We start from the raw sequence: 20,596 nt of genomic DNA on the forward strand, positions 1-20,596 counted from the left end.
GGGATGCCCCTGGGGGCTACGCGGCACTGTGCCCCGCGCATAGCGGCTCCCCGCGCGCCGCGGGGATGCCCCCGCGTTGTGCGGCACGCCGCGCTCGCGCTCCAACTGCTCCCCGCGCGAGCGGGGATGACCCCCGCCTGCGGATGCTGCGGGAGACCGGCCTGCTCTGCTCCCCGCGCAAGCGGGCTCCTCGTGCGGCCGCCGCCGTCTGCTCCCCGCCCGCGCGGGGATGCCCCCTGGACCGCGTACTCGTTGAAGGTGTCCAACAACCGCTCCCCGCGCGTGCGGGGATGGCCCCGGGGGCTATCTGGCGCTGTGCCCCGCGCATAGCGGCTCCCCGCGCGCCGCGGGGATGACGCGTCCGCTCAGGGCACGGCCCCGCCGAGGGTTATTCGAGGGCCGCCACGGCGGCGAGGATGGCGGCGGGTTCCGACCGCGTCGTGTAATCGGGGTGGACGTCGATCCAGCGGATCGCACCGTCGGCGTCGACGAGGACGGTCGTGGCGAGCGGGAGCGCAGCGGAACCGTCGGCGTTGACGTCGGTGAGGCGGACACCGACCGACGCCTGGGCGTCCTGCGCGCTCTCGGCGAGGGTGAAGACGATGCCGAGCTTGGCGGCGATCTGGTTGCCCGGGTCAGAGAGGACGGCGTACGAGAGGCCGAGCTTCTCGGTCATGCTCAGCGAACCGTCCGGCTTTTGCGGGCTGAGGGCGACGAACGCGACCCCCCGAGCGCGGAGTTGGTCGACCAGGGTCTCCTGGTACGTGCGCAGGGTCAGGTTGCAGTACGGGCACCAGGCGCCGCGGTAGAAGACGACGACGGCCGGGCGCCCGGCCCGTACAGCGGAAAGGCTCGTCGGCCGACCCGCCGCGTCGAGCAGGTCACCGTCGGGCATGGCGGTGCCGGGAGCGGCGACACCGTCCGGGACACCGGCGGCCATCAGCCGCCGCCGCTCGTTCTCGAAGGCGGCCCCGACCTCGGCGGGGAGCCGCCCGGCGACCTGCGCCTGGACCGCGGCGGCCCGGTCGGCGATCGGGGTTGCGATGTCGTTCATGAGAGCGCCCCTTGCGTGCTGCGATTCGTGCTGCGATTCGCCCAGTGGTTTCTGGGTCACAGATTCCACTCTCGCGCCGAAAAAATGGGTTCTCAAGTCCAAAACGGTGTTAGCGTGACGTCATGGCTACCGATACGCGCCCCACGGCCAAGCTGACGCCCAAGGGGCGGCGGACCCGGGCCCGTATCGTGGACGCCGCCGCCGAACTCGTTCATGAACGCGGCGTCGCGGGCGCCACCCTCGAAGACGTCAAGGCTGCCGCCCAGGTCAGCGGCTCGCAGCTCTACCACTACTTCGCCGACAAGGAAGCGCTCGTGCAGGCGGTGATCGACCGCCGGGCCGACGCCATCGTCACCACCACCGAGCAGGCGGGGCTCGATACGGTCGAAGGGCTGCGCGCCTGGCGCGACCTCGTCGTCGCCGAGGCCGGGCGCCTCGACGGCCGGGGCGGCTGCCCCCTCGGGTCCCTCGGCGGTCAACTCGCCGAGAGCGACGCGCGGGCGCGGGCGCGGGTCTCGGTCGGGTTCGGCCGCTGGTCCACCGTCATCGGCCAAGGGCTGGCCGCCCTGCACGCCGCCGGGCGCCTCCGGCCCGGCATCGATCCTGACGACCTGGCCGTCACCCTCCTCTGCGCCTTGCAGGGCGCGCTTCTGCTCGCGCAGATCCAGCGGGACAGCCTTCCGCTGGAGACCGCACTCGACACCGTCCTGGCCCTGAGCCTCAGCCCAACCCCGGCTTGACGCCCGACGGTTCACTGCCCACCGCTTGAACGTCCCCCACCCCGCCATCCCCGCCTGGCCCTACCCTGGACGTGAGCCCTCCGGACCGCCCCCACAGACGGCTCGCCCGATATGCCCGATCCTCGCAAGTTGGTTCATCCGGCCCCTGTCCGCGCCCAAACCCGCACGTCAGCAAGACTGCTCCCCGCGCGAGCGGGGATGACCCCTTCAGCATCAGATCCGGCCGTGTCCGGAAGCTCTGCTCCCCGCGCGAGCGGGGATGACCCCGCGATTACGACCTCTCCGCCCGCGGCGGCGGTCTGCTCCCCGCGCGAGCGGGGATGACCCCAACACCCCGCGCGGCGACGCAGGGCAGATGTCCTGCTCCCCGGGCGAGCGGGGATGACCCCGGCACCCAGCAGCCGCGCGAAGTCTTCTCCGGCTGCTCCCCGGGCGAGCGGGGATGACCCCACCGGCGCGAACGTCTACGGGACCGTGCCCACCTGCTCCCCGCGCGAGCGGGGATGACCCTCCGGTCACGGCTGCGGAGTAGACGCGGGCGCCCTGCTCCCCGCGCGAGCGGGGATGACCCCTCGAACGCCTCATGGGACAGCCCACCGTGACCACTGCTCCCCGCGCGAGCGGGGATGTCCCCCCTACCGACAAATCCGGCTCGCCGCTCTGCTTCTGCTCCCCGCGCGTGCGGGGATGACCCCCAAGCCCGCATGGTGTTCGATGCTGCTAAGCACTGCTCCCCGCGTATGCGGGGATGACCCCAGCCACGAGACGCCGACGCCGGAGAGCGCCGAGCGCCCCCCGCGACAGCGGGGATGGCCCCTGAGTCGCGCGGGCGGCGTCCCCGCACGCGCGCTGCTCCCCGCGTCCGTGCCGTGGGGATGACCCCTCCATGAAGATGGGGCCAGCGGGGGCCACGTCCTGCTCCCCGCGCGAGCGGGGATGACCCCGCCCACGGGATGGCCGTGGTCCTATCGTCGTACTGCTCCCCCCCGCGAGCGGGGATGACCCGAAACACTCGGGCACGGCACCTCGCCGCGCCCCTGCTCCCCACACACATGCCGTGGGGATGACCCCATGCGGGCGCTGATGGCCTCGCCCGCCGTGGACTGCTCCCCGCGCGAGCGGGGATGACCCCTCGATCGAGTCCGCCTCGGAGTCGACCTGTCCCTGCTCCCCGCGCGAGCGGGGATGACCCCAGCCGCCGCGTGACCTGCACGCCGTGTGCTCCCCGCTCCCCGCGTATGCGGGGATGAACCCTGGTGCTGGTTGACGTCCGCGTCGTAGACGCGCTGCTCCCCGCGTCCGTGCGGGCGCGGATGGCCTTGCCCGGTGCGGACTGGTCCCCGCGCGGGAGGGGTCAGGAGGTGGGGAGGTGGTGGGACTTGAGGGTGGTGAGGAAGGCGGTCCAGGCGGTGGGGGTGAAGGTGAGGGTGGGGCCGTGGGGGTCTTTGGAGTCGCGGACCGGGACGGCGTTGGGGCAGTTGGTGGCGACCTCTACGCAGTCGCCACCGTTGGAGCTGCTGTAACTGGACTTGTGCCACGTCAGGGCGGGCGAGCCGTATGAAGGCATCGATTCGGCTCCTTGCGGGAGGGGGTCAGGAGGTGGGGAGTTGGCCGGACTTGAGGGTGGTGAGGAAGGCGGTCCAGGCGGTGGGGGTGAAGGTGAGGGTGGGGCCGTGGGGGTCTTTGGAGTCGCGGACCGGGACGGTGCCGGGGCAGTTGTCGGCGACCTCTACGCAATCGCCCCCGTTGTCGCTGCTGTAGGTGGACTTGCGCCAGGCCAGGGCGGACGAGCCGTGTGTAGTCATCGGTTCAGTTCCTTCATGGTGATCCGGATCATGTCGAGCGATACGGATGGAGACAGTGCTACTGCGGTGAGCAGATCGTATGCCCGTTCAGCCGCCTTCACCTCGGCCGGATCGGCCAGGATCTGTCCTTGGGCGAAGCTCTCCGCGTAGACCACATCAGGTCCCTCGTCCATCGACAACAGGGTGAAGGGTCCTGCCATCCCGGCATGACCTCCGGCCGCGTACGGCACAACCTGGATCACCGTGCTCGGAGCCTCGGAAGCCTGCAACAACTTGCTCAACTGCGCTCAACTGCGCGCCGAACACCTGCGCAGAGCCGACGCGTACACGTAGCACGCTCTCATGAAGGATCACCCACAGGTCAGGCGGATCGGGCCGGGCGAGGATGCGTTGGCGCTCCATACGAGCCGTCAGCAGATCGTCCACCCGCCGGGTACCCAAACGCAGCCGACCGGCCTCCATCACGGCCCGCGCGTACTCGGGGGTCTGGAGCAGGCCGGGGACGACCTGTACTTGGAACGACCGGATGGTTGCCGCCGCAGCCTCAAGCTCTACGAACGGCCGGAACCAGCTCGGATAGGCGTACTTGATGACCAGCGGCCACAGGCGGCCGAAGCGGCCGTTGGCGTCGGGGAAGGCGCGGTCGCACGCCTCTGCGAAGTCGAACGCGGGCATACGTTCACCGGCCTCGATCTTCGCGACTAACGAGTAGCCGCAGCTCGCCTCCTTGCCCAACTCGGCGCGAGAGAGGCGCGTTCGCTCGCGCTCCAGCTTCACCTCGCGCCCGAAGTGCTTGAGAGGTGAGGCCGAGGGGTCGTCTTCCGGCTCGGTGGACTCCGGTTCGATGTTCATGCGAATTTTCCCGGTGGCTTTGGACAGTCGGGGCTGTCTCAGCGGTCGCTCTATCACTCTGTGATGCCGGTCATCAGGCTATGAGTAATCAAGCCTCTACGTGACCGAATCCGGAAGGTCAGCACATGCCGACAGGTTCTTCACCCGCACGGGAACTCCCACTCGGAGAGCCTGCGTATCCCTTACGGCTGTGGCCTCCCACCAAGCGGTCCGTGCACCGCGCACGGCATTTGCTCGTCGAAACCCTCCACGAGTGGAAACTGGGCGACCTCGCCGACTCCGCCTCCCTCGTCATCGCTGAGCTGATGACCAACTCGGTTCAGCACGGGAGGCCGTGCGGCGGCCCCGGACTGGCCGGTCACCAGATCGGCGTCCGCCTCTCCCGCCTCGACCACGGCGTCCGTATCGAGGTCCACGACGGCTCTGACCTGGCACCGAAGGGACGTTCCTCGGACCCCGAGCTGCTTGACGAGCACGGCCGGGGCCTGGCCCTGGTCGACGCCATCACCGATGGGTGCTGGGGTGTCGGCCCACGGGGCGGAATCGGGAAGGTGGTGTGGGCGGAGGTCAGGGGGGAGGGTGCCGAATGCGGTGTACCGCTCACGGATAATTCCTAAGGTGACTTCTGCATACGTGCGAACGTGCTCCGCGCACTTTCGCGAATTGCGCTGCCGGGGTGTGTGGCAACGCCCGAATACATGCGGGCGTTGTGCATTGCGCGTCGCGCGTTACGCATCACCGGTAGACGCGTCTGCGGATTCGCCTAAATCCGCTCTCCGCACGTGCGGGGATAACCCCGGCCCGCAGGCGGTGCGTTGCAGGAACAGCGATGCGACCGTGGCGGTCGAGAGTCCTGCGGCCCTCACGGCCCTCACGGTCCTTACGGCCGGGGCGGCGTCGGCGGCGTCGGCGGCGGCACCGTAGAACGTACGACGCGGAAACCGACGTCGTCGATCCGGTAGGTGGGGTGGCTGCGCCGCCGTACGGAGGCCCGGCAGCTCCAGTGCTCGTCGGCCCAGCCGCCGCCCCGCAGTACCCGGTAGGTCCCGTAGACCTCGGCGTCGTAGAGGTCCCAGCACCAGTTCCAGACGTTGCCCAACATGTCGTACAGACCGAATGCGTTGGGCTGCTTGCCGCCGACCGAATGGACCCGGTCGTCGGAGTTGCCCCGGTGCCAGGCGACCTCGTCGAGTTGGCCGTACCTCGGCCCCGTCGTGCCCGCCCGGCAGGCGTACTCCCACTCGGCCTCCGTCGGCAGCCGGTAACCGTCCGCCGACGCGTCCCACTCCGCCCGCTCTTCCTCAACGCCCAGTCGATACGCGGGCGTCAGCCCTTCCCGCCGGGACAGGGCGTTGCAGAACTCCGCCGCGTCCCACCACGAAACCCCCTCCACCGGCAGCCGCCCGCCCTGCACGCTGCTCGGCCTCCGGTCGGTGACCTCCGCGTACGCCGCCTGCGTCACCGGCACCGCCGCCATCTCGAACGCCGCGACCTCGACCTGCCAGGTCTTCTGCGTCCGCCGGTCCGACACCGTCACCCGTCCCGCCGGGACCCCCACCATGTCCTCCACAGCAGGCCACCCTACCGACGGCCTCGGACCGCTGGCCGGGGGCAGCGCCGGCGCGGAACGAGGTGCATTCTGGGACGCGGGACGCGGGACGCGGGACGCGGGACGCGGGACGCGGGACGCGGGGTGCGGGGCGGGGCGGGTCGGACGCTGGTGTGTCCTGGGCGCGGAGGCCGGGAGAGGGGCGGCAATGGGTCAAGGTACGCGCGGCGAGCTGGTCGGTCGGCTGGCGGAGGCGGTCGGGGCGGTTGGGGCGGTCAGGGCAGTCGGGGCCGTCGCGGGCGGGCATCCGGTGCGGGTCGCGGTCGACGGGCCGCCGGCGGCGGGGAAGACGACGCTGGCCGACGAACTCGCCGTCGTGCTGCGGGCGCGGGGCCGCGAGGTCATCCGGGCGACCGTGGACGACTTCCTCTTCCCCCGGGCGCGGCGTTACCGACGCGGCCGGTACTCCGCCGAAGGCTGCTACTTCGACGCGCACGACCGCGCCGCGCTGTGCCGGTTCCTGCTCGACCCGCTGGGACCGGGCGGAGACCGAACGTTCCGAACGGCGGCCTACGACGCGGACACCGACACCGTACGGTCGCCACCGGCCGCGACCGCCCCGGCGGACGCCGTACTCCTCTTCGACGGCGTCTTCCTCCTCCGTCCCGAACTCCTCGACCGGTGGGACCTGCGCGTCTTCGTGTCCGTCCCCTTCGAGCAGACCGTGGACCGGGCTCGGAGCCGAGACGCGGCGCTGGCGGCCACCGCCGAGATCGAACGGTCCTGGCACGACCGTTACATCCCCGCCCAGCGGCTCTACGCCGCCACGGCCCACCCGACCGACCACGCCGACGTCATCGTGTACAACGCCCTTCCACAGCAGCCGACTTGGGAGGTCCGGCCGCGCTGACCGGGACTCAGCGCCTCAGCGGAAGGCGGCGATGTTACGGGTGACCCAGTCGTGGAAGGGGCGCGGGGCGCGGCCGAGGACGCGCTGGACGTCCGGGCTGACGGCCAACTCGGCCGGTTTCGGGGCGGAGAGGATGTCGAGGGTGTCGTCGGCGAGTTCCAGCGGAACGAAGCGGGTCATCGCCAACCGGGCCTCGTCGCGGGTGAGTTCGTGGAACCGTATAGGCGAGTCGAGCGCGGCGGCGATGGCCGCGGCCTGCTGACGTGGGGTGATGACCTCGGGCCCGGTCAGTTCGTACACCCCGCCGCTGTGCCGGTCGTCCAGGAGGCAGGCCGCCGCGACCTCGGCGATGTCGGCCGGGTCGACGACCGGAACCCCCACGTCGCCGAAGGGCGCGGCGACCGTCCTTTCCGTACGGACGGACTCCGCCCAGGCGAGGGCGTTGGAGGCGAAGCCGCCCGGTCGTACGATCGCCCAGTCCAGGCCGGAGCCCCGCAACGCGTCCTCCACCGCGCGCATCGCGACCCGCGACGGGTCGAGCGGCCTGGTCGACACGCCCTGCGAGGACAGCAGGACGACCCGGCGGACGCCGTGGGCGGCGGCGAGGCCGATGAGGTCGGCGGGCCTGGCCTCGGGGGCGTGCAGGTCGCCGGACAGGAGGAGGAACAGGGCCTTCGCTCCGTCCAACGCCGTTGTGAGGCTGGCCGGTTCGGCCAGGTCGGCGGACAAGTGACGTACGCCGTCCGGCAGTTGCGCCGGGTCGGCCGGGTGGCGCCGCGACACCGCCGTCACCTGCTCGCCCGCCTCGGCCAGGGCCTGCGTCAAAGGTCGGCCCACATTTCCGGTAGCACCGGTCACCACGATCATGTTCGGCTCCTCGTTCCTGCTGCGGTTCCTGCTGCTGCTTCTGCTGCGTTGTCCCTTGTGGGTGCGGGGATTGACGCTAGGAGCCGGGCTTACTTTCCGTAAGGACATACCCAGAGGTAAGCTCCGAACATGGAGGAAGGCGCGCAGCTGAAGCCGGTCGCGACGGACCATCGGTATGAGGTGTTTCACACCGACTGCCCCGCGCGCGACATGGTTGACCACGTCACGAGCCGGTGGGGCATCTGGGTGCTGATCTCCTTGCGGGCCAACGACCTTCGCTTCTACGAGCTGCGCGACAGCATCCGGGGCATCAGCGAGAAGATGCTGGCGCAGACCTTGCGCGCCCTGGTCCAGGACGGCCTGCTCCGGCGCGAGGTCGAGCCGACGACGCCGCCCCAAGTCACGTACGGCCTCACCGAGTTCGGCCGTGACCTCGGTGAGCCCCTCACCGACCTGTTCGACCGCATCACCCGGCAACTACCACCGCGATAGCCCGTGCGGGCGGCCAGCACTGGCCCTTGCGGCTGGCCGCCGTGGCTTTACCCTGTGCCGTACGGCCGTGCGGCCCGCGTTCACAAGCCGCCTGCCCCGTATGCCCGTTCCCCGGCAGCCGGTCGAATCCGGCATCGGCTGCCGAGGAACCCGCTGGTTAGCAAGACTGCTCCTGGCGCGTGCGGGGATGACCCCGCGGTGCCAGGCGGTGGAGACGCTGATTCCCACTGCCCCCGCGCACGCGGGATGGTGCGCGCTCGGCTGGGGCTCAGGCGGGGTCGTGGGTGATGAGGTCACCCGGCTGGCAGTGGAGGACGTCGCAGATCCTCGACAGGGTTGAGAAGCGGATGGCCTTGGCTCTGTCGTTCTTGAGGACGGACAGGTTGACGACGGTGATGCCGACCTGTGCGGACAGTTCGGTGAGCGTCATGCCGCGCTCGGCGAGCAGCCGGTCGAGGTGGATCCGGATCGAGTGGAGTTCCTCTTCGGGCATCAGATGGTCCCTTCGAGGTCCTCTCGCATGCGCACGCCCTCGCGCATGATCTTCCCCATGATCACCGCGGTGAGCCCCGCGAGGATGAGCACCATCGGCCCGGAGAGCTCCGGCCCTGAGCCCACGACGGGGGCCATGCTCGCGACGAGCCAGGACCGCGACCAGCCGACGACGAGGCCGGTCAGCGGCGTGCCCACGGTGACGAACCAGCCGAGTACGGAGAGCCGTTGCGACACCGCGTCGGTGAACGGCCCCTCCAGCAGCACCGACTTCAGCAGCCGGGAGAAGATCAGCAGCGCGAGCGCGCCGAACAGGAGCCAGGGCAGTCCTCCTCCGAGGTCGGCGGCGCGCTGCCCGGTGGAGGGGCTGTCCTGACACAGGCGCGTCGCATTGCTGCCGGCGTCCACGCCCTGGCTTATCGGCAGGTGGTCCGTGAGCGAGGCGTTCGCCCAGAAGCCCGTCTGCGCGCAGACCGCACCGTCGTCGAGCATGTGGCTGAGTCCCTTGCCGAGGAAGGCGAGCCCGCAGAGCACTGCCAGGGCGAAGGTGATCGAGGACAGGGTCTTGACGAGCCGCGTGTTCATCGCGTGCCTCCATATCGAAGTTCGATATGGAGAGGCTAGCGACCATATCGATATTCGACAAGCTCGTGATCGTCGGCGAGGCGGTGAGTCTGGTTTCGGGGCCTCAGGCGAGGGCGGTGGCCAGGAAGGCGAAGGCGGCGACGATGACGGCGACGCGGACGTAGTGGAAGCGGTCCCAGCGGTTCGTCTGCCGCTTCCAGTCGGCGGGCCGGTTCTCGGGGGTCCAGGTCTTGCTCCGGTTGTTGATCGGCACGAGCAGCAGGATCGACATGATCACGCTGACGATCAGCAGCGCGGCGCCGGTGACGACGAGGCCGACGCTGTCACCGGCGCCGTCACCGTCGCCGTGCCGTCCGGCGGCGACAGCCCAGATGGCGGCGAGGACGAGTGAGCCGACGTACCAGAACGGCATCACGGCGCCGAGCATCCGGCCCCCGTGGGCGCGGGCGAGCTGGCCGCTGTCGTCGGGGAGCGCGTTGAAGATCCGGTTCATGACGAAGGCGACGGAGAACTCCACCCCCACCATCACGCCGACGACCACGGTGGTGATGACCCCAAGTGCGTTGAGCATGGTGACCCTCCCGAGGATCTAGCGTTGCTAGCCGTTGATGCAACGCTAGACCTGCTGTCGCTCGATTGTCTAGCGGTGCTAGAATCGAGTCATGTCGGTACAGGAACGCAAGGAGCGCGAACGGGCGGGCCGCGAACGCCTCATCGTGGCGACGGCCCGCGAACTCGCCGAGCGGCAGGGCTGGGACGCGGTCACCACGCGTCGGCTCGCCGAGCGCATCGAGTACAGCCAGCCCGTCCTCTACAGCCACTTTCGCGGCAAGCGCGAGATCATCGGCGCCGTCGCTCTCCAGGGCGCCGCCGAGATGGCCGCCGCGATACGGGCCGCGGCTTCTGCGGCTTCCGCGGCTTCCGCGGCTTCTGCCGTGGACGACCCGCGTGCCCGGGTCACCGCCCTCGCCCGCGCCTACCTGAACTTCGCCGAACGCAACCCGGCGGTCTACGACGCCATGTTCAACCTCGACGGCGGCCTCGCCTTCGCGCACGAGGACACGCCGGAGCCGCTGAAGGACGCGTTCGCCGCCCTGCTGGAGACACTCGGCGAGGTCGCCGGGGACGGCGTCCCCCCGGGCCTGTTCACCGAACTCTTCTGGGCGTCCCTCCACGGACTCGCCACCCTGACCCGGGCCGGGCGGCTCCCGCCGGGGGACACCGACCGTAGGACGGCGCTGCTGGTCGACCGCCTCGCCGTCCTCTGACGCGCCGCCGGTCGGTGGCCGGTGGTCGGTGGCGAAGGGCAGGGCGGGGCCCTCGGCGCAACTGTCCGGCTCCACCCCGCCGCTGTAGGACGACTCGCGCCACCCGGGGTCGCGCGCCCGGGTGCCTGCTCCCGCCTTCGCGGGGATGACCCCACCCACACCACGAACCTCCGCGACGACCTCGACCTCGCCTTCGCCGCGAGCACGCTGGCTGGCCATGAGGGCCCTACGCTGTCCCCGTGCCGCCCCGGCCTTGGCGCAATCCGGTTCGCCCCATTCCCCCGATCCTCGCCAACGCGCCCACCCCGCCCTCTCCGGCCGGCAACCCCCCACGTCAGCAAGCCTGCTCCCCGCGTACGCGGGGATGACCCCAGGGCGGGGCGGCCCTTGCCGATGTCGAGTGCCTGCTCCCCGCCCACGCGGGGATGATCCCTTCCGCCACGCGGTGGAGACGTCAGGTTGGGCCTGCTCCCCGCGCACGCGGGGATGACCCCCCGAGGGTCTGGAGCGGCACACGCTCGTACGCTGCTCCTCGCCATGCGGGGATGACCCCTCGTCCATCGTGTCGCCCTCGATCCGAGCCGCCTGCTCCCCGCCCATGCGGGGATGGCCCCTACAGCGACCAGTGCGAGTTGCCCGCCGGACACTGCTCCCCGCCCGCGCAGGGATGACCCCACCCGCCCGGCGTCTGTGCCCGTGCTCTGCCCCTGCTTCCCGCGTACGCGGGGATGACCCCAGCGAGCCCCGCTCCAGCGGGTTGGTGATGCCCTGCTCCCCGACCTCGCGGGGATGGCCCCGCCTCATCCACGTACACGTCCGTGATCAGGTGCTGCTCCCCGCGCACGCGGGGATGACCCCGTGCACGGGGCGATCATCGACGAGCTGCACGACTGCTCCCCGCACGCGGGGATGACCCTGGTGTGGTCGTCCACCACACCGTTACCCAGGGCTGGTCCCCGCACTTGCGGGGACGACCCCGCCTGCCCGCGTCGGCGTGGTCCTTGCGCTGCTGCTCCCTGCGCACGCGGGGATGAACCCGACGTGGAGACCGCCCTGGCCAAAGGCACCGACTGCTTCTCGCCCCCGCGGGGATGATCCCCCGGACGTGAACGGCTCCATCCGCATGAGCGGCTGCTGCCCGCACACGCGGGGATGACCCCAAAACGGCACCCGGCACCTACGGCGGTGACGCCTGCTCCCCGCCCTCGCGGGGATGAACCTGGGGTGGTCGTCCACCACACCGTTACCCAGGGCTGGGCCCTGCACATGCGGGGATGACTCACCGACGCTGGACGGGGGAGCGGGCCTCCCGTTTCTCTGCACGGGCGGGGCGGGCGGACGGCGGGAGTTGTGGTCGCAGAGGGGAGCGGGGCGCTGGGCCGCTGACGTCGATACGGGGTGGGGGCGGACGAACGGTCGCCTCGTGTGATGCTGGCGGGATGAGCGATCAACCTGAGGTTGCCGTGGTTCGGTGGCCGGACCGGGCGCCTCCGGTCGGGGACGGGCTGGCCGGGCTGTTGGCGGCCTACCATCTGCGGACCGAGGCCGAGAAGGGGGCGCCGGTCGCGGGGGTGGACGGGCTGCCGGACCGGTACCGGGCGGAGATCACCGACCCTCGGAGCGCGTTCGCCGACGATGTCGTGCTGGTGGCGCTCGTGGGGGACGCAGCCGTGGGCTGTGTGGTGGCGACGCGCCCTGACCACGGGCACTCCGAGGTCAAGAGGCTCTGGACCGACCCCGAGTCGCGAGGCCGGGGCGTCGCGTCCGCCTTGCTCAGCGCGGCGTTCGCGCAGGCGGCGGAGAACGGCGCGGACACGGTCCGGCTCTCGGTGTGGACGTGGCGGACCGGGGCCATCACGCTGTACGAACGGCTCGGCTTCACCGTCACCGAGTCGTGGGACGAGCGGGACCAACTGGTCTGCATGCAGCGCGCCTTGTGAACGGTCGCCGTCATCCGTTGACGTCCGCACAATCGCGTATCGCGCGGCGACGGCACGGCGCGTCGTGGCCCCCGCGTCAGCCGGGATGGCCCAGCCGTCTGGACGGCCGTCGTGCCGCGCGTCGCACTGGTGCCCACCCACGCCACGAGCCTCGTGACGACCTCAGCCGCTCCTGCCCGTGCCCTCGGGGCGGCTCTACGCTGTACGCGGGCCGTCTCCATCCGCGCCGGTTCGCCGCCTTTGCCCGATCCTCGCCACCTGATGAAATCCGGCCCCAACCGCCGGCAAACCCCGACGTCAGCAAGCCTGCTCCCCGCGCACGCGGGGATGATCCCTTCGCGGTCTCGTTCTCCGCGATGTCCGACGGCTGCTCCCCGCGCACGCGGGGATGATCCCGGGTCGTGCCCGGCGCTCTCCATCCAGCCGTGCTGCTTCCCGCGCGAGCGGGGATGATCCCGCCGCCTACCTCGCGGCGGCCGGTGTCGCCAACTGCTTCCCGCGCACGCGGGGATGATCCCGCCACGGACCTGAGGGGCAACAGCAACAGCACCTCCTCCCCGCGCACGCGGGGATGATCCCTTGGCGAAGGCATACGCCGAGCACCAGACCCACTGCTCCCCGCGCACGCGGGGATGATCCCTGTCCACGCGTTCCGGGCAGACGGATACCCCCCTGCTCCCCGCGCACGCGGGGATATGGATGTGTGGCACGCGCCGCAGGTGGCCGCGAGGCTCATGGCGGGTGGGGCGATTGCGGTCCTCGGCGCCCTGGTCCTGGCCCGGTCGGCGGGCCGGATGGCCATCGCCTTGGTGCTGTACACCGAGTAGATCATCCGGCGGCACCAGCATCTGGAACCGGCCCGAGGCAGCCGACGGCACCCCTGCGGGCGGCTCAGGGCTCCGGCTCAGGGGGCCGTGAAGAGCGTCGGGAAGCGGGGCGCGAGCCAGGGCCTGCGGCCCCAGGCCAGGATCGCGCCGCGCGCGAGCGCGCTCGTGGTGGTGCGGCGGCCGAGGGCGATGAGGAGGAAGGTGACGGGCTCGGTGACGATCGTGCAGTCGGGGCGGCGGGGCGGGGCGTCGGTGACGGCGAGGGCCCCGTCGGTGAAGGTGGCGGTGAAGCGGGGGCCGCCGCGCAGGCGGAGGTCGTAGCAGGCGGTGTGCCCGGCGGTGGCGCGGGGCTCGACGACGCGGGGCATGGCGGTGATGAGGAACGGGACGGTGAGCAGGGCCCGTTGGGGGCTGATCATGTGGGGGCGGCGGAGGGCGACGGCGATGTCGTAGCCGTGTCCGAGCATGTGGGCGAGGAGGTACGCGCCGAGGTGGCCGAGGTCCATGGGGCCCATCGGGGTGGCCAGTTGGGCGCCCGGCTCCATGGACGGCGCCGTGTCCGTGAACGCCCGCGCGTGCCGGACGATCCCGGCCGCCAGGATCGCCGGGTCGCGCTCCGTAAAGGCGTTCAGGGAAGCGGTGTTGGCGGCGGCCAGGCCGCCCGGCGTGCCGTCGCCGTACGACCGCTCGCGTCCGGCGGCGAGGTCCGCCATCAGGGCGTTGGCCAGCATCAGATGCGCCGCCGCCTCCCCAACTGTCCACTGCGCACCGGGAATCGGCACGGCCATGTCCTCGGGCGACCGCAGCAGCGCCGCGATCCGCTCGGCGACGGCCGGGACGGCCACGGACAGCGGCGAGTCCGCGCTGATCAGGGGGCGGGGTACCGTCATGCTGCAGAAGAGTGACCGAGCCCGCCGCTTCTGTCCAGGGTGCGCGTCGCGCGACGGGTGGTCATACGCCGGGCGCGGCCCCGTACAGCCGTACGGCCGCCGGCCGCCGCGTCGTACGAACGGGCTCACGCCGTACGCGTGCCGCCGCGCCGCGACAGCCGGGCCCGGAGGACGACGAGGGCGCCGATGCGGCGCGCGAGACGGTCAAGGGCGCGCTGGGATGAGGGGCTCCTCCGTTCGTGAGCCGCATGGAGGAGCCGCTCACTCGTCCTACTCGTATCGCGGCACGTCGCACGCGCTCAGCCACACGGCGGTGATCGCGCTGACGTAGCGCGCCCCGCAGCGGTCCGAGGGCACGACGAGCTGGCTCCCCTCGCCGTCCAGCGGGCGGCCGTCCATGGCGGCGGCCAGCAGGATCGGCGCGTTGCCGAAGTCGGAGTCGATCTCGGCCCAGGACAGGACGGTGTGGTGGCCGTCGCCGCCGGTCACCGCGAGCAGGAAGCGGGAGCGCTCCTTGCGGCGCCCGGCGTCGAAGGCCGGTTCGGCCGCCATGACGACCTGCCGCAGCAGCGGGCCCTCGAAGGTGTGGCGCCGCGGCCCGCTCGTCGCGCAGTCGAAGACGACCTCGGCGCGCTGCTGCTCCCACCCCTGCCGCAACTGCGCGACGCTCAGCCGCATGGGCCTGCGCACCTCGCCGTGCAGCACGAAGCCGGCCGCCGTCGCCGTGCCGTTTCCCCCGCGCGCCGCGAGATGAGTCATCGGCTGCTCCCGTGAACGAACGATCCGCCACGCCACGTGCGTCCGTGCCCCGATGTCATGCCCGCCCCGCACCCCGCGGAACCTCACAAGCGAGGAAAAGCCCGAATCCGGCTGGCATGTGCGGCAACTGCTGTCCGTGCGCCTGGCAGGTGCCGCGCGGCGACGCGCTGTGGCTGCGCGGCAGCCGTACGCGCCTACCGGCCTACCGGCCTACCGGTCGTGGAGCACGACGGGCCGGGTGACGGGGACGACGGTGAGGAGGGCGTCGAGGTCCTCGTAGTCGTCGGGGTCGGTGGTGAAGAGCGGCAGCCGCTCGGCGATGGCGATGGCGGCGATCATGAGACCGGCGATCCGCCGCCGCGGCGTGCGTCCGGCGCCGATCACGGCCGCGCAGACCCTGCCGTAGACGCGGGCGGCTTCGGCGTCGAAGGGGATGGGGTCGAACTCGTTCTCGGCGCGTTGCAGGATGTCGATGCGACGCGCCCGCTCGGCGTACTCGTCGTAGTCGTCCTGCTCCTCATCGCGGCCTACCTGGTGCGGCCCCGCGGAGAGTTCGGCCAGGGTGACCGCGGTGATCGCCACTTCGGCGGGAAGCTCCGCCGGGTCGATCCACTCGCGCAGGATGACGATGTTGGTGTCGAGCAGCCCTTGTGCCCAGGCGGCTTCAGCGGGCATACGGATCGTTCGTCTCCTGGTCGGCCGCACTGTCCTGGTCGGCCCGGAACGCCTCCAGGGAGACGCCTGACGCGGTACGGGACATGGCCGCGAACTCGGAGCGCGGTACGAACCGCCTCCGCCCCCGCTGTCACGGGGATCAGGGTAGTGCTTCACAGCACAGCGTGCCACCAGGTGCTACATGGGGGTGCGGGCACCGGGTTTGTGAGATTCATCGGGGGGACACCGGGAGGTCGGCGGGGTGGCACCGGAGGGCGGGTCAATGGGCGGCGCGGGTTCCACCTGCGGGTTTCGTCACGTCGGCCGCGTCCCCACGTCGCCACCACGGCACGGCGGCCTCGACAGAGGGTAGATTGTCATGACCACGCCACTGTCTGTTCGTTCCTACGTCACTTCCATCGCCTCCACTGCGGAGGAGATCCGCGCGGCGCAGCGCCTGCGCTACCAGGTCTTCGCCGAGGAGAAGGGCGCGGTGCTGCACACCCCGCTCGCGGGGCACGACATCGACGAGTTCGACGCGTACGTCGACCACCTGATCGTCACCGACCGCGCCAACGGCGACGTCGTGGGCACGTACCGGCTGCTTCCGCCCGGCCGCTCGGCGCGGCTGTACTCCGACGGCGAGTTCGACCTCACGGCGCTGGACGGGCTGCGCGGGTCGCTGGTCGAGACGGGCCGGGCGTGCGTGCACCCCGACCACCGCGACGGCACCGTCATCAACCTGATGTGGTCCGGGCTCGCCCGCTATGTGCTGCTGTCCGGGCACCGCTACCTCGCGGGCTGCGCCTCGGTGCCGCTGGCCGACGGCGGTCGGAGTGCGGCCGACGCGATGCTGCTCGGCGCCACCAAGTACGCCTGCCCGCCGGAATACCGCGTCCGCCCGCGCGAACCCTGGACGCCCGCAGGGCAGTTGACCGGCCGCCCGGCCCCGGCCCCGCTCCCGGCCCCCGCCCCGGCCCTGGCCTCGCTGCCGCCGCTGCTGCGCGGGTACCTGCGGGTCGGCGCGTGGATGTGTGGAACGCCCGCGCACGACCGGGACTTCGGGGACGCCGACTTCTTCGTCCTGCTCGACCTGGAGCGGATGAACGAGCGCTACCGGAGGTACTACCTGGGCGAAGAGAGGTGAACGGCCCTGTTCCGGGCGGCCCTTGGGCCGCCTTCTCGCCCTGCACGGAGGCGTGCGTCACCGACCGACTGCCGCCGGTCGGCGCGGGTCCCGTCACGACCGTACGGCGGTGCGCCGCCTTCCTCGCGACCCTCGCGGGGACGGCGGCCGTCGGCAGGCGGCTCGGCGCCGGGCCCGAACTCCAGCGGCAGGCGGGCCTGTTGCTGGCGGACCTCGGCGTCGCCGTCGTACCCGAGGGCGGGGGACTGAGGGTGCCGGGCACCGGCGCGGGCACCCTCGTCGTCGCCAACCACATCTCCTGGCTGGACGTCCTCGTCCTGCTGGCCGTCCAGCCCGCCACCCTGCTCGCCAAGCGCGAGGTGGGCCGGTGGCCGGTGGTCGGAACGCTCGTCCGGCGGGCCGGAACCCGCTTCATCGACCGCGAGAACGTACGCCGACTGCCCGACACTGTGAGGGAGTTGGCCGGACTGCTGCGCTCGGGGGAGTCGGTGGTCGTCTTCCCCGAGGGCACCACCTGGTGCTCGGTGCCGGGCGGCGCCTTCCGCCGCGCGACCTTCCAGGCGGCCCTCGACGCGGGCGCCCCGGTCCGGCCCGTCACCCTCTCCTACACCTGCCACGGCGCCCCCACCACGCTTCCCGCCTTCGTCGGCGAGGGCGCCTTCCTGCCGTCCTTCCGCCGCGTCGCCGCCGCCCACGGGCTCACGGCCCACGTCACCGCGCACCCCGCGCTCAGCCCCGTGGGCCACGACCGCCGCACCCTGGCGGCCCTGGCCCACGCTGCCGTGACGTCCGCGCGCGGATGACGGAAGACCGTCAGCGGTGGCTGTTGCGGTGGCGAGTGGCGGCCGTCACGACCGCGCCGCCCGCCAGGAGGAGGGCGGCGGCGCCGACGGCCATGGCCGAGGAGTCGTCGCCGGTCTTGGCGAGCTGGGCGGCGGTGTCGGGGCCCGCTCCCGAAGCGCTCGCAGTCGGAGTGCCGGACGGGGTGCCGGACGGGGTGCCGGACGGGGTCGAGGAGGCGGTGGCGGACGGAGCCGAGGAGGCCGGGGACTTGACGGTGATCGAGATCTGCCGGCTGCAGAAGGTGCTGCCGGACAGGGGGTTGGCGCCCGCGTTGACCAGGACGCAGTCGCTCACCGTGCTCGTGGTGCCGCCCGCGTTCCTGGCGTACGCGAGGCGCACCTTGGTGACCGTGTCGGTGTGCGCGCCGACCGAGGAGTCCTTGCCGCCCAGGGCGAAGACGGCGTATCCGTCGGTGGTCTCCGGCGTCAGCTTGACCCAGCCGCCGGAGCGGCGCACCTCGACGGTGGCGAAGGTGTTGGTGACCAGGACGTGGGAGAGGTTCTTGTAGTCCGACGCGGTGGCGTTGGACAGTTCGGCGTCGAAGGCGGCCGGGGCGCCGCCCGCGGTCATGGAGGAGGGCACGCCCGTCAGCGCGGAGGCCGGGGCGTCCACCGCGATGGTGTGGTCGTCCTTGACGGCGGCGGCGCCCCCGGCCGAACGCGACACGCTCGTACGCACCTTCAGGGCGTCGGTGCCGCCGTTGCTGTCGCCGTGGTGGGCCGTGCCCATGGGCAGGCCGATGCGCAGGTGGACGCTGCGCGAGGCGCCGGGCGCGAGCGTGAAGGTGCCTGGCAGGGTGCCGGAGAAGACGGCGTCGGCGTAGTGCAGCGGTACCGGCTGCCAACTGCCGCCCTCGGCGCGGTACTCCAGGCTCGCCGCGTTGGGCGGCAGGCCCGCGCCGCCGTCGAGGAGGAAGCGCATCGCCAGCCCGTCGGTGGCGTCCGCGCCGGTGTTGGTGACGGTGTCGGTGTACTCCACCGGCTGTCCCGCCAGGCCGATCTCCGCGGGAGCGGGGGCGGACAACGAGATGCTGAGCGGGCGCGGCGCGGTGTCGGCGAGCGCCGCCGGTGCGAGGCCGAAGCCCGCGACGGACAGCAGCAGGGCGATTCCCCCGGCCGCCGCGGACGACCTGATCTTGTGTGCGGTGCGGTTCAACGTATCCCCCCAGGATGCGTGGCCCGCGCGGCTCTCGGCCGCGCCGGGTGACAGGGGCGCTTTCGTGCTCCCCGCCTGGCTTGACCGTAATGCGGGGTGAAGGGTTGTCCGGCGGTGACACGCTGTTCCCCGCCTGTGACAGGGACGCGACGGCTCCGTGTCCCGGCGCGTGTCCCGGCGCGCGCCCGGCCCGCGCCCGGCCCCCGTATCCCGGCCTGCGGCGCGCCCTAGAAGCGGGGCAGCGGCGTGCGGTGGACCCAGGCCGTGAAGAGGGGGTCGAGCGGGTCGGAGGTGTACCGCGCCGCGTGCGCGGCGAGGTCGGCCGTGACCACCGTCGAGTGGCGGTTTATGGTCGCCCACGCCTTGAGCATCCGGAAGAACGCGCCTTCGCCGAGGGCCAGTCGCAGGGCGTGGACGGTGAGGCCGCCGCGCTGGTAGAGGCGGTCGTCGAACATCAGACGGCGTCCCGGGTCGCCCAGGCGCAGGTCCTGCGGGAGCCGGGACAGCCGGTCGTGGGCGGTGGCGGCGTGCGCGGCGGCGAGCGGGCCGCCGGTGTGCTCCGACCACAGCCACTCGGCGTATTTGGCGAAGCCCTCGTTGAGCCATATGTGCCGCCAGTCGCCGATGGACAGGCTGTTGCCGAACCACTGGTGGGCCAGCTCGTGAGCGACCAGCCGTTCCGAACGCCGCCTGCCCCCCAGGTGGTTGGTGCCGAAGGTGGCCAGACCCTGCGCCTCCACCGGCACGTCCAGCTCCTCGTCGGCGACGACCACCGCGTACTCGCCGAACGGATACGGACCGAAGACGTCCTCGAAGAAGTCCATCATGCGGGTCTGCCGCTCGAAGTCGACGGCGAATTCGCCGCGCAGCCGGGCCGGTACGTAACCGGTCTGCGGTACGGGGCGGCGCGGGGCGAACAGCGAGGAGCCGCCGGTGAGTTGGACGGTCTCGTAGCGGCCGATCGACACCGTCGTCAGGTAGCTGGAGGTGGGCGCCGCCTGCTCGTACACCCACGTGGTGCCGCTGGCCTTGGTGGTCCTGGACAGCAGCCGCCCGCCGACGACCACGGTGTACGCGGACGGCGCGGTGACCGCGATCTGGTACGACGCCTTGTCCGCCGGCCGGTCGTTGCACGGGTACCAGGACGGCGCGCCGACCGGCTGGCTCGCCACCAGCGCGCCGTCGGTCAACTCCTCCCAGCCCAGGCCGCCCCACTGGCTGTTGATGGGCTGCGGGTTGCCGGTGTAGGCCACCTCGACGGTGAAGGCCGCGCCCGCCTCCACCGGCTTCGCGGGCCGTACGCGCAGCCGTCCCGCCCGGTGCGTGTAGTGCGCGGGCCGCCCGTCGACCACGACCCGCTGGAGCCTGAAGTCGGCCAGGTCCAGGGCGAATTCACGCAGCGGCGCGCCGCCCGCGACCGCGCTGAGGCGCGCCGTGCCGCGCAGTCGGTTGGACGCGGGCCGGTAGTCCAGGGCCAGTTCGTACCGGTGGACGCCGTAACGGCTGTCGCCGTGTCCCGGGAAGTACGGGTCCGCCTCCGGCGCGGCGGCTCGTTTCTGGCTCAACGGTTCCTCGCTCATCGTTCCCACCGGGCCGCACCACCGTACGATCCGGTCGTTCCCCCGGGCGGGCCGGGCATGCGTGCCGGCGCACCACCGCTCGCGCTTGGCGTGCGGGCCGACGCGTCTGGCGTGCGGGCCGACGCGTCTGGCGTGCGCGCCGCCGGACCGCGTCCGCCCGTGGACCGCCGCAGGCCCGAGGCCGGTG

General features: G+C 72.1%; 23 protein-coding genes, 1 pseudogene and 1 CRISPR repeat array. Of the genes and pseudogenes, 8 read left to right on the forward strand and 16 right to left on the reverse strand.

All coding sequences use genetic code 11. From position 1 onward, the window contains the following. Window positions 1-388: 388 nt before the first annotated feature. Window positions 389-1,054, reverse strand: a complete 666-nt coding sequence (locus BGM09_RS29410) for a peroxiredoxin-like family protein (protein ID WP_188284754.1) — start codon at window positions 1,052-1,054, stop codon at window positions 389-391. A 122-nt stretch (window positions 1,055-1,176) separates the two neighbouring features. On the opposite strand from BGM09_RS29410, the gene BGM09_RS29415 reads away from it, so the two are divergent. Beyond that, window positions 1,177-1,794 (forward strand): TetR/AcrR family transcriptional regulator, encoded by a 618-nt coding sequence (locus BGM09_RS29415; RefSeq protein ID WP_188284755.1) that lies wholly within the window; start codon window positions 1,177-1,179, stop codon window positions 1,792-1,794. Between the two features lie 177 nt (window positions 1,795-1,971). Next, window positions 1,972-2,551: direct repeats of the CRISPR family, unit length 29 nt; unit sequence CTGCTCCCCGCGCGAGCGGGGATGACCCC. Window positions 2,552-3,148: 597 nt separating this feature from the next. Here the strand turns inward: BGM09_RS29415 and BGM09_RS29420 are convergent. The 4 genes from BGM09_RS29420 to BGM09_RS29430 are packed head-to-tail and all read right to left on the reverse strand — an operon-like array spanning window position 3,149 to window position 4,451. Then, the gene (locus BGM09_RS29420) at window positions 3,149-3,361 is read right to left on the reverse strand and encodes a DUF397 domain-containing protein (RefSeq protein WP_188284756.1); all 213 of its coding nucleotides are present in this window, start codon (window positions 3,359-3,361) and stop codon (window positions 3,149-3,151) included. Window positions 3,362-3,386: 25 nt separating this feature from the next. After that, on the reverse strand, window positions 3,387-3,599 hold the full coding sequence (locus BGM09_RS29425; protein ID WP_188284757.1) for a DUF397 domain-containing protein: 213 nt from the start codon (window positions 3,597-3,599) through the stop codon (window positions 3,387-3,389). Beyond that, window positions 3,596-3,841, reverse strand: a complete 246-nt coding sequence (locus tag BGM09_RS38610; protein ID WP_317452942.1) for a Scr1 family TA system antitoxin-like transcriptional regulator — start codon at window positions 3,839-3,841, stop codon at window positions 3,596-3,598. The genes BGM09_RS29425 and BGM09_RS38610 overlap by 4 nt, the downstream gene beginning before the upstream one ends. Then, the gene (locus BGM09_RS29430) at window positions 3,756-4,451 is read right to left on the reverse strand and encodes a helix-turn-helix domain-containing protein (protein WP_262928426.1); all 696 of its coding nucleotides are present in this window, start codon (window positions 4,449-4,451) and stop codon (window positions 3,756-3,758) included. Before BGM09_RS29430 ends, BGM09_RS38610 begins: the two co-directional genes overlap by 86 nt. Window positions 4,452-4,576: 125 nt before the next feature. Here BGM09_RS29430 and BGM09_RS29435 point away from each other — a divergent pair, with 125 nt between their 5' ends. Further along, the gene (locus BGM09_RS29435; protein ID WP_223187775.1) at window positions 4,577-5,068 is read left to right on the forward strand and encodes an ATP-binding protein; all 492 of its coding nucleotides are present in this window, start codon (window positions 4,577-4,579) and stop codon (window positions 5,066-5,068) included. A 263-nt stretch (window positions 5,069-5,331) separates the two neighbouring features. Here BGM09_RS29435 and BGM09_RS29440 read toward each other — a convergent pair whose 3' ends face one another. Continuing rightward, on the reverse strand, window positions 5,332-6,012 hold the full coding sequence (locus tag BGM09_RS29440) for a formylglycine-generating enzyme family protein (protein WP_188284905.1): 681 nt from the start codon (window positions 6,010-6,012) through the stop codon (window positions 5,332-5,334). 196 nt (window positions 6,013-6,208) lie between these two features. Between BGM09_RS29440 and BGM09_RS29445 the strand changes: the two genes are divergently transcribed. Beyond that, entirely contained in the window at window positions 6,209-6,910 is a 702-nt protein-coding gene (locus tag BGM09_RS29445; RefSeq protein ID WP_188284759.1) for a cytidylate kinase family protein, read from the forward strand. A gap of 15 nt (window positions 6,911-6,925) precedes the next feature. Here BGM09_RS29445 and BGM09_RS29450 read toward each other — a convergent pair whose 3' ends face one another. After that, window positions 6,926-7,777, reverse strand: coding sequence for an SDR family oxidoreductase (locus BGM09_RS29450; protein ID WP_188284760.1), 852 nt, complete (start codon window positions 7,775-7,777; stop codon window positions 6,926-6,928). Between the two features lie 129 nt (window positions 7,778-7,906). On the opposite strand from BGM09_RS29450, the gene BGM09_RS29455 reads away from it, so the two are divergent. Then, a complete protein-coding gene (locus tag BGM09_RS29455; RefSeq protein WP_188284761.1) occupies window positions 7,907-8,269 on the forward strand; it encodes a winged helix-turn-helix transcriptional regulator in 363 nt (120 codons plus the stop codon). A gap of 268 nt (window positions 8,270-8,537) precedes the next feature. Here BGM09_RS29455 and BGM09_RS29460 read toward each other — a convergent pair whose 3' ends face one another. From BGM09_RS29460 to BGM09_RS29470, 3 genes are all read right to left on the reverse strand, one after another. After that, the gene (locus BGM09_RS29460; RefSeq protein ID WP_188284762.1) at window positions 8,538-8,762 is read right to left on the reverse strand and encodes a helix-turn-helix domain-containing protein; all 225 of its coding nucleotides are present in this window, start codon (window positions 8,760-8,762) and stop codon (window positions 8,538-8,540) included. Next, the gene (locus tag BGM09_RS29465; protein WP_188284763.1) at window positions 8,762-9,346 is read right to left on the reverse strand and encodes a DUF2975 domain-containing protein; all 585 of its coding nucleotides are present in this window, start codon (window positions 9,344-9,346) and stop codon (window positions 8,762-8,764) included. Before BGM09_RS29465 ends, BGM09_RS29460 begins: the two co-directional genes overlap by 1 nt. Window positions 9,347-9,449: 103 nt before the next feature. After that, on the reverse strand, window positions 9,450-9,917 hold the full coding sequence (locus tag BGM09_RS29470) for a DUF1772 domain-containing protein (protein WP_188284764.1): 468 nt from the start codon (window positions 9,915-9,917) through the stop codon (window positions 9,450-9,452). A gap of 91 nt (window positions 9,918-10,008) precedes the next feature. Between BGM09_RS29470 and BGM09_RS29475 the strand changes: the two genes are divergently transcribed. Beyond that, entirely contained in the window at window positions 10,009-10,614 is a 606-nt protein-coding gene (locus BGM09_RS29475; RefSeq protein WP_188284765.1) for a TetR/AcrR family transcriptional regulator, read from the forward strand. Between the two features lie 1,439 nt (window positions 10,615-12,053). Beyond that, entirely contained in the window at window positions 12,054-12,554 is a 501-nt protein-coding gene (locus BGM09_RS29480) for a GNAT family N-acetyltransferase (RefSeq protein ID WP_188284766.1), read from the forward strand. Window positions 12,555-13,458: 904 nt separating this feature from the next. Here the strand turns inward: BGM09_RS29480 and BGM09_RS29485 are convergent. From BGM09_RS29485 to BGM09_RS38085, 4 genes and pseudogenes are all read right to left on the reverse strand, one after another. Further along, window positions 13,459-14,271 (reverse strand): maleylpyruvate isomerase family mycothiol-dependent enzyme, encoded by an 813-nt coding sequence (locus tag BGM09_RS29485; RefSeq protein ID WP_188284767.1) that lies wholly within the window; start codon window positions 14,269-14,271, stop codon window positions 13,459-13,461. Window positions 14,272-14,541: 270 nt separating this feature from the next. Further along, window positions 14,542-15,030, reverse strand: coding sequence for a molybdopterin-dependent oxidoreductase (locus BGM09_RS29490; RefSeq protein ID WP_188284768.1), 489 nt, complete (start codon window positions 15,028-15,030; stop codon window positions 14,542-14,544). A gap of 210 nt (window positions 15,031-15,240) precedes the next feature. Further along, window positions 15,241-15,705, reverse strand: a complete 465-nt coding sequence (locus BGM09_RS29495) for a type II toxin-antitoxin system VapC family toxin (RefSeq protein WP_188284769.1) — start codon at window positions 15,703-15,705, stop codon at window positions 15,241-15,243. Next, window positions 15,695-15,832 (reverse strand): annotated as a pseudogene (locus BGM09_RS38085) (prevent-host-death protein); the annotation flags it as partial. The pseudogene BGM09_RS38085 and the gene BGM09_RS29495, both read right to left, overlap by 11 nt. 231 nt (window positions 15,833-16,063) lie before the next feature. Here BGM09_RS38085 and BGM09_RS29500 point away from each other — a divergent pair. Then, the gene (locus BGM09_RS29500; protein WP_188284770.1) at window positions 16,064-16,831 is read left to right on the forward strand and encodes a GNAT family N-acetyltransferase; all 768 of its coding nucleotides are present in this window, start codon (window positions 16,064-16,066) and stop codon (window positions 16,829-16,831) included. Beyond that, entirely contained in the window at window positions 16,828-17,634 is an 807-nt protein-coding gene (locus BGM09_RS29505) for a lysophospholipid acyltransferase family protein (RefSeq protein WP_317452943.1), read from the forward strand. Before BGM09_RS29500 ends, BGM09_RS29505 begins: the two co-directional genes overlap by 4 nt. A 10-nt stretch (window positions 17,635-17,644) precedes the next feature. Here BGM09_RS29505 and BGM09_RS29510 read toward each other — a convergent pair whose 3' ends face one another. Further along, window positions 17,645-18,829 carry an LPXTG cell wall anchor domain-containing protein gene (locus tag BGM09_RS29510; RefSeq protein ID WP_188284771.1) on the reverse strand — a complete coding sequence of 395 codons (1,185 nt, stop codon included), beginning with the start codon at window positions 18,827-18,829 and terminating at the stop codon, window positions 17,645-17,647. A 227-nt stretch (window positions 18,830-19,056) separates the two neighbouring features. After that, window positions 19,057-20,409: a M1 family metallopeptidase gene (locus tag BGM09_RS29515; protein WP_223187776.1), complete on the reverse strand. Its 1,353-nt coding sequence runs from the start codon at window positions 20,407-20,409 to the stop codon at window positions 19,057-19,059. Window positions 20,410-20,596: the final 187 nt, after the last annotated feature.

Source organism: Streptomyces sp. CBMA29, from assembly GCF_014596445.1.
Classification (GTDB): domain Bacteria; phylum Actinomycetota; class Actinomycetes; order Streptomycetales; family Streptomycetaceae; genus Actinacidiphila.